We start from the raw sequence: 15,023 nt of genomic DNA on the forward strand, positions 1-15,023 counted from the left end.
CGAAGTCACGAGCAGCACCGCCGTATACTTTAGCAAGTGTTGTACAGATAGCTGCAGTTAGAGTTGTTTTACCGTGGTCAACGTGGCCGATAGTACCAACGTTTACGTGCGGTTTTACACGTTCAAATTTTTCTTTAGACACAATCGTGTTCCTTCCTAGTTATGATTCGCCGGGATCATTATTGATCTCGACGCGCCAGAAATTGTTATTTTATGCGCCAACGTCCGTTAGCGCAATATTTCGACGGCTTGATATCGCAAAAAGTCGTAAACTTTTTGTGGTTCAATCGTCAATTAGTAACCACGCTCAGCCATGATGGCTTCTGCAAAAGTCTTCGGCACTTCAGCGTACTCATTAAACTCCATAGAGTAAGAAGCACGGCCTTGAGTTGCAGAACGTAGGTCGGTTGCGTAACCAAACATCTCAGATAGTGGAACTTGAGCACGAATGATCTTAAGACCAGCCACACCTTCATCCATACCTTCGATCATACCGCGACGACGGTTTAGGTCACCAACAACGTCACCCATCCAGTCTTCCGGAGTAGTTACTTCGACATTCATCATTGGTTCTAGAATCACAGGTTGTGCTTCTAATGAACCTTTCTTGAATGCCATCGAGCCAGCGATCTTGAACGCCATCTCGCTTGAGTCAACATCGTGGTAAGAGCCATCGAATAGTGTAGCTTTAATATCTAGAACAGGGTAACCCGCTAGAACACCACTATTCATTTGCTCTTCGATACCTTTCGCTACCGAACTGATGTATTCCTTAGGAACCACACCACCCACGATCTCGTCTACGAATACGAAACCTGCACCAGGTTCTGAAGGTTCAAGTTTGATCCATACGTGACCGTATTGACCACGACCGCCAGATTGACGAACGAACTTGCCTTCTACTTCCGCAGAACCACGAATGGTTTCACGGTAAGCAACCTGAGGTTTACCAACGTTACAGTCAACGCTGAATTCACGCTTCATACGGTCAACGATGATATCTAGGTGAAGCTCACCCATACCAGAGATCAGAGTCTGACCTGTTTCGTCATCCGTTTCTACGCGGAATGATGGGTCTTCCGCAGCCAGTTTACCTAGCGCGATACCCATTTTCTCTTGGTCTGCTTTAGAACGAGGTTCTACAGCGATCTGAATTACAGGCTCAGGGAACTCCATGCGCTCTAGAACCACTTTGTGGTTCTGGTCACATAGCGTGTCACCTGTTGTCACGTCTTTCAGACCGATAGCAGCTGCGATATCACCAGCGCGAACTTCTTTTACTTCTTCACGCTTGTTCGCATGCATCTGAACGATACGACCGAAACGCTCTTTCTTGTCTTTTACTGAGTTGTAAACAGCATCACCTGAATTCACAACACCTGAGTAAACGCGCATGAAAGTTAGTGTACCCACGAATGGGTCAGTCGCGATCTTAAATGCTAGAGCTGAGAACGGTTCATTGTCGTCTGCATGACGTTCAACTTCGTTCTCTTTCTCGTCGATACCCTTGATTGCAGGTACGTCGATTGGTGACGGCAAGAATTCGATCACTGCGTCTAGTACGGCTTGAACACCTTTGTTTTTGAACGCACTACCACAAGTAGCTAGTACGATTTCGTTGTTTAGTGTACGAGTACGTAGAGCTTGTTTGATCTCAGCTTCAGACAACTCACCTTCTTCAAGGTACTTGTCCATTAGCTCTTCAGTTGCTTCCGCTGCCGCTTCAACAAGGTTGTTGCGCCACTCTTCAGCAAGCTCTTGCATGTCTGCTGGAATCTCGTCGTATGTAAACGACATGCCTTGGTCGGCTTCATTCCAGTTGATCATTTTCATCTTGATAAGGTCGATAACACCTCGGAAATCTTCTTCCGCACCAACGTTTAGCTGGATTGGAACAGGATTCGCGCCAAGACGGTTTTTAATTTGGTCCACAACACGTAGGAAGTCTGCACCTGCACGGTCCATCTTGTTTACAAATACCATACGTGGAACGTGGTACTTGTCAGCTTGACGCCACACAGTTTCAGATTGAGGTTCAACACCAGATGAGCCACAGAACACAACTACTGCACCATCAAGTACACGTAAAGAACGTTCTACTTCGATAGTAAAGTCAACGTGTCCAGGAGTATCAATGATGTTTACGCGGTGCTCTTGGAATTGTGCTTCCATACCACGCCAGAAAGTAGTAGTTGCAGCTGAAGTGATAGTAATACCACGTTCCTGCTCCTGCTCCATCCAGTCCATGGTTGCTGCGCCATCGTGAACTTCACCGATTTTATGAGACAGACCAGTGTAGAACAAAATACGTTCAGTAGTGGTTGTTTTACCTGCATCTACGTGAGCACAGATACCGATATTACGGTAGCGCTCAATAGGAGTTTTGCGAGCCACGATTGAATCCTCTTATACTTAGAGAGTTAGGGACTATTGCTATGTCTAAAAAAGCTATCCCCTAGATATAGCAATAGTTCCTAGCATAGGCATAGGAACTAAAGAAGTGCTGCAAGGAACCTTGCAGCACTGAAAAGGTATTACCAACGGTAATGAGCGAACGCTTTGTTTGCGTCAGCCATGCGGTGAACGTCTTCACGTTTCTTAACCGCAGTACCTTTGTTCTCAGACGCGTCTAGCATTTCAGCAGCTAGGCGTTGAGCCATAGATTTTTCACCACGCTTACGCGCAGCTTCAACCAACCAACGCATAGCAAGTGCGTTACGGCGAACCGGACGTACTTCTACAGGTACTTGGTAAGTTGAACCACCTACACGGCGAGATTTAACTTCTACCGCTGGGCGAACATTTTCAAGAGCTTCTTCAAAAATAGCTAAGTGGTCTTTACCAGACTTTTCAGCCATAGCATCTAGTGCAGTGTAAACAATTTTCTCTGCAGTAGATTTTTTACCGTCAACCATTAGGATGTTAACGAATTTTGCCAGCAGTTCAGATTTGAACTTTGGATCTGGAAGGATCTTACGCTGACCAATGACGCGACGACGTGGCATGGATTTTCTCCGTTGTCTTCTTCAGGTTTTATCCAAAACTTTTCAGTTTTTTCAAAAAATTAAAAATAATTTAGTGTTTGGCCTTACTTAACGGAATCCATTAAGACTTAGGACGCTTCACACCGTACTTAGAACGACCTTGTTTACGGTCGTTAACGCCAGCACAGTCAAGTGCACCGCGAACAGTGTGGTAACGTACACCCGGAAGGTCTTTTACACGACCGCCACGGATTAGTACAACACTGTGCTCTTGAAGGTTGTGACCTTCACCGCCGATGTACGATGTAACTTCGAAGCCGTTTGTCAGACGTACACGACAAACTTTACGAAGTGCTGAGTTAGGTTTTTTAGGTGTAGTTGTGTAAACACGAGTACATACACCACGTTTTTGTGGGCACGCTTCTAGTGCAGGCACGTTGCTTTTAACAACTTGCTTTGCACGTGGCTTACGTACCAACTGGTTAATAGTTGCCATTAACTAGCTCCTGATTTACTTGAAAGTAAGCTTTGTGAAAAATCTATCCCTAACAGCGGTTGGCAGTTAGGGACGCAAAATTCTATGCAGCAGTGAGAGGTGTGTCAAGAAATATACGGATCTTTTTTGTTCAATTAAGGTAATTCGTCCGTAAAGCTCAATCGACACTAGAAAGGGGTTAGTCCCAGGTAAGAGATTTGGCCTGCTTTGCGGAGAGTTTAACAAAGCCAGCATAGTTAACGACCTCGATAGAAGGACTGATGCGATTACTCATCCCTCGCGCTTCAATATCGCTTTGTAGGGCAAATACTGATGGGCCTTTTACTTTGCTAAATGCCTTATGCTGAGGGTTAGCCGCATACACTGCGTCTTCCACCAGCAAAACGTCATCTTGTTCACTGTACAGTGCCATAGCATCGTCTAATGCTGCTACAGATTTGATGATATGTAACATGACTACCTCAGAATGATAGCAGCTTGCCAGCTTGCTGCAGTTTGTCTTTGATTTGCTCTGAGCTTAGCATTTGAGCATCAATGACTAAATCGGCTTGTGCTAAACCACGCTCTGCGAGTGAATCAGCACAGACAAACACCTGTTCAATGTCGTACAAGTCGAATAGCTTCAACATTGGCGCGTAATCTTTACTCAAGATACCACTTGGATCTTGGCCAAGTAGCAGTTGATAAACACCATCACCAAAAAACAGTACCGTGATGTCTTCACAGTAAGCAGACGCCGCTAGCAGTGCATCCACACCTTCACGACCAGCAGTGCTACCATGAGGTGCGCTACGAAATAGGTAAGTTAACTGGCTCAAAACTGCACCACTCTATCTTGAGTTAACATGGCTTCGGCCAAGCTACCCAAGCCCGCTTGTTCAAACCCTTGCGCAAGATTGTTTTGTTCAAGACCATGCTGGTTAGCTTCATCTTCGCTAATGATACCGCGACGCAAAGCTGCCGCTACGCAGGTTTCAAGACGCACATCATGCTGGTGTGCGAGTGATTGCCACGCTTTCGTCAGGTCGAATTCATCGTTTGCAGGCACACTCAGAGCCGTACCATTGGTGACGCCATCTTGGTAAAAGAATACACTCACCAGAGTATGTCCTTGTTCAATGAGCGCTTGTGCGAATTGATATGCACTGCGCGCCGATTGACTGCCATAAACCGGGCCATTCACCATCAACGTGTAGGTTAAACCACTCACGCTTACTCGTCCTCAGTCTTACGCTGACGAATGTAAAGGTAAACGGTATGCTTAGAGATGTTCAGACGATCTGCCACTCGGTTGATCGCGTCTTTAATATCGAAGATACCTTTGTCGTACAGCTCCATAACGATCTGACGATTCTTGGTATTGTTCGATACCGATTTATCGGCGTTGATCTCTTCAATCGTGCGTTCAACCGTTTGGTCTACCAGCTCTTCAACGTCACTTGCGAAGTTAACGGATGACGCAGCTTCTTTCGCCTCTTGTGTTGGCATGAAAGATTGCAAAACTTGAGAGAAAGGTGCATCGAGGTTGACGTTGATACAAAGCAGACCAATCACGCGGTTTTCACCGTTACGAATCGCCACGGTGATCGACTTCATTAGTACGCCGCCTTTTGCGCGGGTGAAGTACGAACGTGAGAAGTTACGCTCAGAGCCTTCGATGTCTTTCAGCATCTTAAGTGCTAAGTCAGTGATAGGAGACCCTACCTGACGACCAGTGTTTTCACCGTTAGCGATTTTGATTGCAGAGGTATTGAGGTCTTCTAGCGAGTGAAGAACGATCTCACAAAATGGACCGATCAGGCTGGCAATGCCGTCTACGACCGCTTCGTAAGATCTCAAGATGATTTTATCGTGCTCGGTAAATGGCATCACGTTGACAGATTCCATTTCGAGCAACATTTCCGCATTTATTGTTTCTGTAGTTGTCATAAGCCTTCGAGCGAAAAATCAACAAATTGGTGTAAGTTTATCAGAAAATTTGAAAGGCAACCTAGCAAACTCATCAACTAGTGACCTAGAACAAAAAAGACCCGTAAAACGGGCCTTTTTTCATCGAGTTATCACTGATGCCAATTATTGAGCAGCGTTGTCGTTCTCAATTTTTAGCAGTTCAACTTCGAATACTAGCGTTGAGTTAGCAGGGATGCTTGGTGTGTCTTGATCACCGTATGCAAGCTCTGGCGGGATAACGAATTTGAACTTAGAACCCACTGGCATTAGTTGAACACCTTCAGTCCAGCCTGGGATTACGCGGTTTAGTGGGAATGTTGCAGGTTCGCCACGATCGTAAGAGCTGTCAAACTGTGTACCGTCAATCAGAGTACCTTTGTAATGTACTTGAACCGTATCAGTATCTTTTGGTTGCTCGCCTTCAGCTGGAGTAATCACTTGGTACAGAAGACCTGAATCTGTCTTAACTACGCCTTCTTGCTTCTCAAACTCAGCGCGGAAGTCATCGCCAGCTTTTTTCGCTTCAGCCGCTTTCTCAGCTGCTTGCTTTTGCATCGTTTCAGCAACACGCTTGTCTAGAGATTCTAGAGCTGCACGAGTTTCTTCTTCGTTTAGTGCTGCGTTACCTTTAAATACGTCTTCGATACCTTTAAGAACTAGGTCCTTGTTTAGGTCGATACCAATTTCGCTTGGTTTTTCGATACTAGCGCTTAGGTAGTTAGCAAATGAAACACCAATCGCGTATGCCGCTTTATCGTCGTCTGTTTTAAAGTGAACAGCTTTACCAGTTTCTGCCTGAACTTGTTCTGCTTGAGGTGCTGCTTCTGGTTTTGTTTCTTCTTTTTGACAACCTACCGCTAGCATTACTGTTGCAGCAAGTAGCGACACTTTTAAAACTGATTTCATTAAATTCTCCAAATAATGGCTGCGCCATTGGTTGTTGTGCACAAATCTTCTATGAGACTAGTGAAGACAATCGTTATACCAATATACTAGCTATATGTCTCAAGACACAAACTGGATTATTAGATGTGATGCAAAGAATTTCTCATTTATTCCTATATTTAATTGTCATCACCACGTTAAGTGGATGCTTTTTTTCCGATCGCGATGTTCAACGTTGGTCACTCGAACCACAAGGTTCCACCAGCTTTGCGCTCAGTCGAGATGGTCGATTTGCGCTGCTGTACTCCAAAGAGCACCAACTGGTACTGTGGGATTTGGAGCAAAACAAACAACTCGCAAAGCTGGGTGAACTCGATCAAGCCGCCAACGTGGTCTCCCACATTCGAATTTCAGACAATGGCCGTTATGCAGTTACTGCAAGCCAAATGAACTTCGCCGTATGGGATCTCGGATGGACCCAAGCCGAAGGGCTGTGGTCTATCGATGACGCGCTGATTCGAGACGTTGATATCACCAGTAACGGTGAACAGGTATTACTTGGCCTGTCCAACGGTAAAGCAATTCATGTCAACTTAGTCACTGGTCGTCGGCTAGAGTTCCTTGCACATCAAGAAAAAGTCAATTCAGTCGCCATTTCCCCCAATGGTCGTTTCGCCCTCACAGGTGGAAATGACTACAAAGCTTACCTTTGGGATACAGAAAGCGGCTTGGTACTACGCACCTTTGAGCACGACCAACGCGTGGTCAGAGTCGCGCTTCAACGAGATGGTAAGCTGGCAATGACGTCAGACGGTGGCAATCAAGCCATTATCTGGGATTTAGAGACGGGTGAAGAAGTGACACAACTCAGCAGTTGGTCTCGCCAGTTGATCTTCTCAACGGCACGTTTCTCTGATGACGGTAACTTGCTCGTCACAGGCACCCCTTCCGGTCGAGTGATGGTGTGGAACACTAAAACCGGTAAACGCGTCGATGGATTTGAAGTTGAGCCGAAAAAAGATACTCGCCCTCCCCGTGCGGTCGTGTATGATGCAGCCTTTGATTCCAAGCAACGTGTAATTACTGCCACTTCTGCGGGCATTGCCCAAGCTTGGCAGCTAGAGAACGGATCATGACAGATAAAATCATTCAGCAATTGGAAGCACGCATTAATGACTTAGAATGTCAGCTTGCGTTCCAAGAACAGACTATTGAAGATCTGAACGGCGCCTTGTCGCAGCAGCAACTGCAAATTACCAAGATGCTCGATCAGATGAAATATGTGGTAGGTAAAGTGAAAAATATGGACTCGTCGAATTTAGCCGATCCGTCAGAAGAAACCCCACCACCGCATTACTGATTCATCCGAATCCCAGTGCAGTAAATAACACAAAGCCCAGACTCTTAGCTGGGCTTTGTTGTCTTTAAGAAGCGAACGCTACTCGTCTGCGTAGATTTTAACGCTCAGCTCGCCTTGCGTATTGATGCCAGCTCGGTACATACCAGAACTGTTCATCGCAAAATGCAGCTCACCTTTAGCATCAATTGCAATCAAGCCACCTTCGCCGCCCATTGCTTTTAAATCACCCTGAATAATGTGTTCGCACGCCATGTGTACGTCTTCTTGCAAATAACGCATACGTGCTGCAACGTCTTCCGCAACACGTTTACGAATAAAGAACTCACCGACACCCGTAGTGGAAACCGCAACAACGCCATTCTCTGCCACCGTACCGCAACCTATCAGCGCGGAATCTCCTACTCGACCATATTTCTTATTGGTCACGCCACCAGTGCTGGTTGCAGCGGCTAAGTTACCTTGTTGATCTAATGCCACTGCACCAACCGTACCGTGTTTGCGATCATCTGGGTAGCGAGATTCTGAAAGCGCAAATAATCCTTTTTCACGCATAGACAACAGCTGCTCATAGCGGCGATCGGTAAAGAAGTAATCCTGCTCGGTGTACTGATGACCTTGTTCAAAAGCAAACTTCTCTGCCCCTTCACCGACCAGCAACACATGGTTACTGTTTCGCATTACGTCACGAGCGAGTTCAATGGGGTTTCGGATATGACGCACACCAGCGACTGCCCCTGCTGCTTGGTGTCGACCATCCATCACAGAGGCGTCCATTTCGACCATCTCGTTATGGGTCAGCACCGAGCCTTTACCGGCATTAAAGTTAGGAGAATCTTCCAGCACTTTCACTGCTGCGACAACCGCATCTATGGCTTCACCGCCTGTTGCTAGTATTTGATGTCCCGCTTTTACCGCTGTTTCTAAATCCGCCAAGATGGATTGTTGCAGTTCGTCACTCATCTGTTCACGCAAGATAGTGCCTGCACCGCCATGAATGGCAATCGAGAAAGGTTTCGTCATCGCTTTGTTCAACCGTTATTCCTTGTATGATTTGCACTACACCCCAGATAAACAAAAAGCGCAAGTTGAAACCTCAACTTGCGCTTTTTAAAACTTTGCTAGATAGCGTTATCTAGTGAAGAGCGTGCGATTAGTGAGAACCGCAACCGCCGCCGCCACAACATTCGTGGTCGTCAGCTTTTTCTTCGCCACCGCAGCAGCCGCCTTCGTGATCGTGGTCGTGACCGCCACAACAGCCACCACCTTGGTGGATGTGACCGTGTTCGATCTCTTCAGCAGTCGCTTCACGAGTAGCCATAACTTCAACTTCGAAAGTTAGAGTTTGACCAGCTAGCATGTGGTTGCCGTCTACAACAACTTCGTCGCCGTCTACTTCAGTTACTTCTACAGGGATTGGACCTTGGTCAGTATCTGCTAGGAAACGCATACCAACTTCGATTTGGTCAACACCTTGGAATACATCAGCAGGAACACGTTGCACTAGTGCATCGTTGTGCTCACCGTAAGCATCATCAGGAGCTACTGTTACAGAGAACTTGTCGCCAGCTACTTTACCTTCTAGTTCTTTCTCAAGACCAGTGATTAGGTTGTTGTGACCGTGTAGGTAATCAAGAGGTGCTTCAGAAGTTGATTGATCAACAACAACACCGTCTTCCAACATTACTTTGTATGCAAGGCTTGCAACAACGTTCTTTTCAATTTTCATACTAACTCCAGGGAGATTAATTGACCTAACCAGAATGGGGTTAAGTACCGAGATGGTAGTATTATGGGGATCAATTAACGAAGTTCAATTATTCAGGCTTAAAAATCCCGATCATTTCTTGTTCCGAGTGTTTATTTTTTTCTACAGATTGCGGTTTACGCTGCTCGGTATAATCGCAGTCGACACACTCAACCAGTTCGATGTTGTTCTCAATCCACCAGCGTAGGGTATCTTGTTGGCTGCATTGTGGGCAGCTTGCACCCGCGATAAAACGTTTCTTGGCTTTCACTTTTGTTCCTTTTCCCGCTAGATACTGTGCGGATACTACTTCCAATGATTCGGCGACTGTTGGTCACTTTCCATTTCACGACCAAAGATTTCTTCTAGTTCTTTACGGGCTTCTTTCGAGCGTTGAGCGAGCTCTTTATCTTCATTATGCTGAGGCAATAAGTCTTTGAGCATAGCATTATCTAGCTTGCGAAAATGTGCTTCTGCCCGCTTTGCTTGATACGGGTGCATACCCAATTCTACGAGCGCTTGGCGACCTAGATCTAGTGCGCCCAAAAAGGTTTCTCGCGAGTAATTTTGCACGCCATGGTTCATCAACTGATACGCTTCCACACGGCTGCGGGCACGGGCAAGGATCTTCAATTTCGGGAAATGTGCACGGCAAATGTCGACAATCGCCATCACCTCATCAGGTGAATCCGTACAGATCACCAAGGCTTCCGCTTTATCAGCCCCCGCGGCACGTAACAAATCAATCTGAGTCGCATCACCATAAAACACCTTATAGCCGTATTTACGCAGCAAGTGAATTTGGCTCGCGTCACTTTCTAATACCGTTACCTTGATCTTATTGGCGTACATCAAGCGGCCGACAATCTGACCAAAACGACCAAAGCCAGCGATGATCACTCGTGGTCGACGATCCACCACATTGGTCGTCACGCTCTCCTCTTCTTGGTTAAGCGTGTGAGCAAACCACTTCTTCTGCCCCATGAGCAACAGCGGCGTAGTCACCATCGACAAACTCACCACCACCAACAAAAAGGCAACTTGCTCTTTGGTTAAGATACCTTCTTGGCTTGCCGCGGTGAAAATCACAAACGCAAACTCACCACCTTGGCTCAAAATCGCCGCCATACGACTGCGCGACTTAGCACGGACTCGAGCGGTGCGAGCTAAGACATACAGCACCAAACCTTTGACCACCACGAGAGCAATCACGGCACCAAGAATCGCGAACGGTTGCAAGGCTAATAAACCAAGATTCACTGCCATACCCACTGCAATAAAGAACAAGCCAAGCAGCAGACCTTTAAACGGTTCAATCGCAATTTCTAGTTCATGACGGTATTCACTTTCTGCCAGCAGCACACCCGCTAAGAAAGTACCGAGCGCCATCGAAAGCCCCAGCTTTTGCATCGCAACAGAAATGCCAAGTACGACTAGGAGGGCGGCAACGGTGAAGAGTTCACGCACACCACTCATCACCACAAAACGGAACAGAGGACGCAGCAAAAAGTGACCACCAACCAGCAGTGCTGCAACGCTCGCCAGCACCCAAATAGCATCTAACCAATCACCACCGCTTTGACCACCAGCGAGTAAGGGCAACATGGCAAGCATCGGGATGACGGCAATATCTTGGAACAGCAGCACTGCAAAACCCGACTGTCCGGTTTCCGTGCCAGCTTGCCCCTGCTCTTCTATCACTTTTAGTGCAATCGCCGTGGACGAGAGTGCCAAGCCCATGCCGATCACTAAGCTCACTTGCATACTCAAACCAAATAGGCTGACGATGCTGCCGATCACCGCCGTGGTGACAATAACTTGAGCGCCACCCAGACCGAGGATAGGTCCGCGCATCTGCCATAACTTTTTAGGGTTCAGTTCCAAACCAATTAAGAACAGCAGCAACACCACCCCGAGTTCGGCGAAGTGGAGAATCGCGTCCACATCACTGATCAACCCCAGCCCCCAAGGACCAATTAGAACGCCGGCAATCAGGTAACCAAGCACAGAGCCCAGACCAAGTCGCTGGGCAATCGGTACCGCAATAACAGCTGCAGAAAGAAATACCACACTGCTTTGCAAAAACTCACTGGTTATCGCCATGTAGACCTCCTTGCTCATCCCACTCTCTCAGGGGATTGTTCAGCCATTGACGATATTGTTCAGCATGCTGATAACGTTCGATATCCGACACATTGCGCGACCAGTACAGCACTAAAGGCTCAATCCAATGCATCTGACACAAAGCGGCGGTCAGTTCGAACGGCTGGAGGATTTGTTCCAACGGGTATTTGTTGTACCCCATCGGGCTGAACGCATCCTCTTTACCGCCAGTAGTGATCACACTGCGCCAGTACTTACCCGCTAATGCGCTACCATCACCAAACGCAAAGCCTTTGCCCAACACACGATCCATCCACTCTTTCAACAGTGCGGGACAGGAATACATATAGAGAGGATGATGAAAAACGATCACATCATGCGCCATCAGCAAGTCGTGTTCGTAGTTCACATCAATAAAGAAATCAGGGTACGCGCCATAAAGATCGTGCACAGTGACATGATCAAGTGATTGGATTTTTTTTATCATCACTTGATTGGCAATGGAATTTTGTGGCTCTGGATGAGCATAAATCACCAAAACTCGTGGGGGCATAGACGCTGCAACAGCCAAATAGTCGTCCTTGTCGTTATTTTTATCCGTTATCAAATTGTTATACGTTTTTGTATAGCATAATGCAATTAAAGCGCAGAGATCGACTTTTCCTGCCAATAGCCCTACTATTCACCGCGAGATAAATGACCAAGAAACGCGCGCGGCGCAAAGTGAATTAAAACCCTATGATTACCTTTTCTGATATTCAGTTACTGCGTGGCGGTAAACCTCTTTTAGACCAAGCATCCGCAACCATTCACCCAGGCGATAAAGTGGGTCTGGTTGGTAAGAACGGCTGTGGTAAATCGACCCTATTCGCGCTACTGAAAGATGAACTGACGATTGATGCAGGCTCATTCAGTCAACCTCAGCACTGGGAACTAGCATGGGTAGCACAAGAAACCCCGGCTCTTGATCGCAGTGCCATTGAATACGTCATTGATGGTGATCGCGAGTTTCGTGGTTTGGAACAGCAGTTAGCCATTGCTGAAAAGAAAGACAACGGTACGCTGGTTGCAGAGATCCACGGCAAGATTGAAACCATTGGTGGTTACAGCATTCGCGCTCGTGCGGCAGAGTTACTCGACGGCCTCGGCTTTAGCCAAGAGCAAATGAGCTGGAACCTGACTCAATTCTCGGGTGGCTGGCGTATGCGCCTTAACTTGGCTCAAGCCCTATTGTGCCGCTCAGATCTACTGCTACTCGATGAGCCAACCAACCACTTGGATTTGGACGCGGTCATGTGGTTAGAGCGCTGGTTACAAAACTACCCAGGCACACTGATTCTTATCTCGCACGACCGTGACTTCTTAGACCCAATCGTTGGTCGTATCATTCACATCGAAAATCAACAGCTGAATGAATACACGGGTAACTACTCGTCATTCGAAAACCAACGCGCACAAAAAATGGTGCTGCAACAAGCGATGTTCGAGAAGCAACAGAAACAGATGTCGCACATGCAAAGCTACATCGACCGCTTCCGTTACAAAGCATCGAAAGCTCGCCAAGCACAAAGCCGAATTAAAGCTCTGGAGCGTATGGAAAAAGTGCTGCCAGCGCAGTTCGATAACCCATTTAGCTTCCAGTTCCGCGAACCAGCAGCACTGCCAAACCCAATCATGATGATGGATGAAGTATCGGCAGGCTACGGTGACAACCTGATCCTAGAGAAGATCCGCCTTAACCTTGTCCCGGGCAGTCGCATTGGTCTACTTGGCCGTAACGGTGCAGGTAAATCAACCTTGATCAAACTGTTGTCTGGTGAGCTAAAAGCGCAAGGTGGCGATCTGACTTACTCGCAAGGTGTGAAGATCGGTTACTTCGCTCAGCACCAATTAGAAACGCTGCATCCAGAAGAAACACCACTACAGCACATGATGCAAATCGCTCCAGACCAGACTGAGCAACAACTACGTGATTACTTAGGTAGCTTTGGCTTCCAAGGCGATAAAGCGCTAGAGAAAGTCGCTCCGTTTTCTGGTGGTGAAAAAGCACGTTTGGTATTGGCATTAGTGGTCTGGCAAAAACCTAACCTATTGCTACTCGACGAACCAACCAACCACCTAGACTTGGACATGCGCCAAGCATTAACCATGGCACTACAGACCTTTGAAGGTGCAATGGTGATTGTTTCGCACGACCGTTACCTACTGCGAGCAACAACGGATGACTTGTACCTAGTACACGACCGTCAAGTGGCACCATTCGATGGTGACCTCAACGATTACTATAAGTGGCTGACTGAACAACAAAGGGCTGAACGTAAAGAAGCGCAAGCGGCACAACCTGAGAAAGACACAGCGAATAGTGCTGCAGCGAAAAAAGAGCAAAAGCGACGTGAAGCAGAGTTTCGTAAACAGACCGCTCCAATTCGCAAAACGCTGACACAGTTAGAAAACAAAATGGATAAGTTAGGCGAAGCACTGGCGAAAACAGAAGAACAGTTATCGGATAACTCTCTGTATGAAGCCGAAAACAAAGCTAAACTTAATGAAGTATTGGCCCTTCAAGCTTCTAGCAAAGCAGAGCTTGAAGATGTAGAGATGGAATGGATGTCTGCTCAAGAAACCCTCGAGCAGATGGAACTAGAGTTTAATCAATGACAACAGAGCACGCTGAATACACCTTAACCCTTGAACACCTTTGGCAGTTCAGTCTGCAATTTTATGGTGTACGAGAAGTGAAAGAAGCGTGCTTGTCGTTGCAAAATAACTATCACGGCAATGTGAATCTACTGCTGCTGCTCAGATGGCTCGATGAGCAGCAGTTCATCTTTCAAGAGCAAGATTGGCCTCTTGTTCAAGACTGCCTAATCCGCAGCGAAACATTACTCCACTCCTATCGCGAACTACGACGACACCTCAAACTTCAAGTAAATGATGCACTTTATCGTGAGGCATTACAGTTTGAGTTACAGCTTGAAAAGCAACAACAGTCTGATCTGGTTGACTGCATTAATTCACTCATACTAGTGACAAATGACAGTGAACCACTAACATTAAGATACTGTCGAAAGCTGGGCGCAGAACACCTTCAACAAGCATTTTCGCTTCCAGTTCCGAATATTCATCATCCATAAATCTATAATAAATCTATACTTAGACTTATATAAATAAGAGTATATACCCAAGTAACCTCGAGATGCTTGATTCAGCGAGAATGACTTGGTTTGTAGACGCGGCGGAGATTTAAAGATCTAGTCACTCTAAATCAAGAATCGACAACAAAGTATACAAGCCAAGGCAGCTCGCCCTTCGGGAGCGTGTCATTGACCCGATTTCTGCGTCAAACAACTTGGAAAGAGCTGGCTATTACGCTGCGTTGCTTTCCTTGACCTCGAATCAATGACAATGCTCTGAACCCTGCATCTTGAAGTCACTTGGTTATGCGTTTGTTGGCATTGAAGATCTAAGCAGAACCAATCTCTCAGATTAGCGGTAAGGATT

Annotated in this window: 18 protein-coding genes; 4 read left to right on the plus strand and 14 right to left on the minus strand. The window is 46.7% G+C overall.

The features are described 5' to 3' along the window. From ACTS60_RS01715 to fkpA, 9 genes are all read right to left on the minus strand, one after another. Positions 1-142 (minus strand): GTP-binding protein (locus ACTS60_RS01715; protein WP_244662404.1); only part of this gene is annotated, 142 nt, incomplete at its 3' end. Between the two features lie 152 nt (positions 143-294). Beyond that, positions 295-2,394, minus strand: coding sequence for an elongation factor G (gene fusA / locus ACTS60_RS01720; RefSeq protein ID WP_440886894.1), 2,100 nt, complete (start codon positions 2,392-2,394; stop codon positions 295-297). 140 nt (positions 2,395-2,534) lie between these two features. Next, positions 2,535-3,005 carry a 30S ribosomal protein S7 gene (rpsG, locus tag ACTS60_RS01725; protein WP_005382796.1) on the minus strand — a complete coding sequence of 157 codons (471 nt, stop codon included), beginning with the start codon at positions 3,003-3,005 and terminating at the stop codon, positions 2,535-2,537. A gap of 100 nt (positions 3,006-3,105) precedes the next feature. Continuing rightward, positions 3,106-3,480, minus strand: a complete 375-nt coding sequence (gene rpsL, locus ACTS60_RS01730; protein WP_004399892.1) for a 30S ribosomal protein S12 — start codon at positions 3,478-3,480, stop codon at positions 3,106-3,108. Between the two features lie 178 nt (positions 3,481-3,658). Next, the gene (tusB, locus tag ACTS60_RS01735) at positions 3,659-3,934 is read right to left on the minus strand and encodes a sulfurtransferase complex subunit TusB (RefSeq protein ID WP_440886895.1); all 276 of its coding nucleotides are present in this window, start codon (positions 3,932-3,934) and stop codon (positions 3,659-3,661) included. Positions 3,935-3,941: 7 nt separating this feature from the next. Next, complete coding sequence (gene tusC, locus ACTS60_RS01740; RefSeq protein WP_440886896.1) at positions 3,942-4,298, minus strand: sulfurtransferase complex subunit TusC; 357 nt, start codon at positions 4,296-4,298, stop codon at positions 3,942-3,944. Next, positions 4,295-4,690, minus strand: a complete 396-nt coding sequence (gene tusD / locus ACTS60_RS01745; protein WP_440886897.1) for a sulfurtransferase complex subunit TusD — start codon at positions 4,688-4,690, stop codon at positions 4,295-4,297. Before tusD ends, tusC begins: the two co-directional genes overlap by 4 nt. A 2-nt stretch (positions 4,691-4,692) precedes the next feature. After that, on the minus strand, positions 4,693-5,409 hold the full coding sequence (locus ACTS60_RS01750; protein ID WP_005438378.1) for a helix-turn-helix transcriptional regulator: 717 nt from the start codon (positions 5,407-5,409) through the stop codon (positions 4,693-4,695). A 144-nt stretch (positions 5,410-5,553) separates the two neighbouring features. Continuing rightward, a complete protein-coding gene (fkpA, locus tag ACTS60_RS01755; RefSeq protein WP_010443954.1) occupies positions 5,554-6,336 on the minus strand; it encodes an FKBP-type peptidyl-prolyl cis-trans isomerase in 783 nt (260 codons plus the stop codon). Positions 6,337-6,464: 128 nt separating this feature from the next. Between fkpA and ACTS60_RS01760 the strand changes: the two genes are divergently transcribed. Continuing rightward, positions 6,465-7,451 carry a WD40 repeat domain-containing protein gene (locus ACTS60_RS01760; protein WP_138942298.1) on the plus strand — a complete coding sequence of 329 codons (987 nt, stop codon included), beginning with the start codon at positions 6,465-6,467 and terminating at the stop codon, positions 7,449-7,451. Then, a complete protein-coding gene (locus ACTS60_RS01765) occupies positions 7,448-7,675 on the plus strand; it encodes a SlyX family protein (RefSeq protein WP_005451463.1) in 228 nt (75 codons plus the stop codon). The genes ACTS60_RS01760 and ACTS60_RS01765 overlap by 4 nt, the downstream gene beginning before the upstream one ends. A 78-nt stretch (positions 7,676-7,753) precedes the next feature. Here ACTS60_RS01765 and ACTS60_RS01770 read toward each other — a convergent pair whose 3' ends face one another. The 5 genes from ACTS60_RS01770 to kefG all read right to left on the minus strand — a co-directional run bounded on the left by ACTS60_RS01770 (position 7,754) and on the right by kefG (position 12,093). Next, positions 7,754-8,695: an isoaspartyl peptidase/L-asparaginase family protein gene (locus ACTS60_RS01770; protein WP_138942292.1), complete on the minus strand. Its 942-nt coding sequence runs from the start codon at positions 8,693-8,695 to the stop codon at positions 7,754-7,756. Between the two features lie 130 nt (positions 8,696-8,825). Then, entirely contained in the window at positions 8,826-9,401 is a 576-nt protein-coding gene (slyD, locus tag ACTS60_RS01775) for a peptidylprolyl isomerase (protein WP_050937729.1), read from the minus strand. 88 nt (positions 9,402-9,489) lie between these two features. Then, positions 9,490-9,690, minus strand: coding sequence for a YheV family putative zinc ribbon protein (locus tag ACTS60_RS01780; protein WP_010443959.1), 201 nt, complete (start codon positions 9,688-9,690; stop codon positions 9,490-9,492). A gap of 35 nt (positions 9,691-9,725) precedes the next feature. After that, positions 9,726-11,522, minus strand: coding sequence for a glutathione-regulated potassium-efflux system protein KefB (gene kefB / locus ACTS60_RS01785; protein ID WP_143693026.1), 1,797 nt, complete (start codon positions 11,520-11,522; stop codon positions 9,726-9,728). Then, positions 11,506-12,093, minus strand: a complete 588-nt coding sequence (gene kefG / locus ACTS60_RS01790; RefSeq protein WP_440886898.1) for a glutathione-regulated potassium-efflux system ancillary protein KefG — start codon at positions 12,091-12,093, stop codon at positions 11,506-11,508. Before kefG ends, kefB begins: the two co-directional genes overlap by 17 nt. A 167-nt stretch (positions 12,094-12,260) precedes the next feature. Here kefG and ACTS60_RS01795 point away from each other — a divergent pair, with 167 nt between their 5' ends. Both ACTS60_RS01795 and ACTS60_RS01800 read left to right on the plus strand, forming a co-directional pair. Further along, complete coding sequence (locus tag ACTS60_RS01795; RefSeq protein ID WP_440886899.1) at positions 12,261-14,180, plus strand: ABC transporter ATP-binding protein; 1,920 nt, start codon at positions 12,261-12,263, stop codon at positions 14,178-14,180. Further along, positions 14,177-14,656, plus strand: coding sequence for a TIGR02444 family protein (locus tag ACTS60_RS01800; protein ID WP_440886900.1), 480 nt, complete (start codon positions 14,177-14,179; stop codon positions 14,654-14,656). Before ACTS60_RS01795 ends, ACTS60_RS01800 begins: the two co-directional genes overlap by 4 nt. The last annotated feature ends 367 nt before the right edge of the window (positions 14,657-15,023 follow it).

It is taken from the genome of Vibrio sp. WZ-1, assembly GCF_052037695.1.
GTDB lineage: Bacteria > Pseudomonadota > Gammaproteobacteria > Enterobacterales > Vibrionaceae > Vibrio.

What these genes read in the sequence shown, in the direction of transcription:
- ACTS60_RS01800 (WP_440886900.1), top strand. Translation starts at nt 14,177, where the DNA reads ATGACAACAGAGCACGCTGAATACACCTTAACCCTTGAACACCTTTGG.
- ACTS60_RS01765 (WP_005451463.1), top strand. Translation starts at nt 7,448, where the DNA reads ATGACAGATAAAATCATTCAGCAATTGGAAGCACGCATTAATGACTTA.
- rpsL (WP_004399892.1), bottom strand. Translation starts at nt 3,480, where the DNA reads ATGGCAACTATTAACCAGTTGGTACGTAAGCCACGTGCAAAGCAAGTT.
- ACTS60_RS01750 (WP_005438378.1), bottom strand. Translation starts at nt 5,409, where the DNA reads ATGACAACTACAGAAACAATAAATGCGGAAATGTTGCTCGAAATGGAA.
- fkpA (WP_010443954.1), bottom strand. Translation starts at nt 6,336, where the DNA reads ATGAAATCAGTTTTAAAAGTGTCGCTACTTGCTGCAACAGTAATGCTA.
- rpsG (WP_005382796.1), bottom strand. Translation starts at nt 3,005, where the DNA reads ATGCCACGTCGTCGCGTCATTGGTCAGCGTAAGATCCTTCCAGATCCA.
- ACTS60_RS01770 (WP_138942292.1), bottom strand. Translation starts at nt 8,695, where the DNA reads ATGACGAAACCTTTCTCGATTGCCATTCATGGCGGTGCAGGCACTATC.
- slyD (WP_050937729.1), bottom strand. Translation starts at nt 9,401, where the DNA reads ATGAAAATTGAAAAGAACGTTGTTGCAAGCCTTGCATACAAAGTAATG.
- ACTS60_RS01795 (WP_440886899.1), top strand. Translation starts at nt 12,261, where the DNA reads ATGATTACCTTTTCTGATATTCAGTTACTGCGTGGCGGTAAACCTCTT.
- kefB (WP_143693026.1), bottom strand. Translation starts at nt 11,522, where the DNA reads ATGGCGATAACCAGTGAGTTTTTGCAAAGCAGTGTGGTATTTCTTTCT.
- tusB (WP_440886895.1), bottom strand. Translation starts at nt 3,934, where the DNA reads ATGTTACATATCATCAAATCTGTAGCAGCATTAGACGATGCTATGGCA.
- ACTS60_RS01760 (WP_138942298.1), top strand. Translation starts at nt 6,465, where the DNA reads ATGCAAAGAATTTCTCATTTATTCCTATATTTAATTGTCATCACCACG.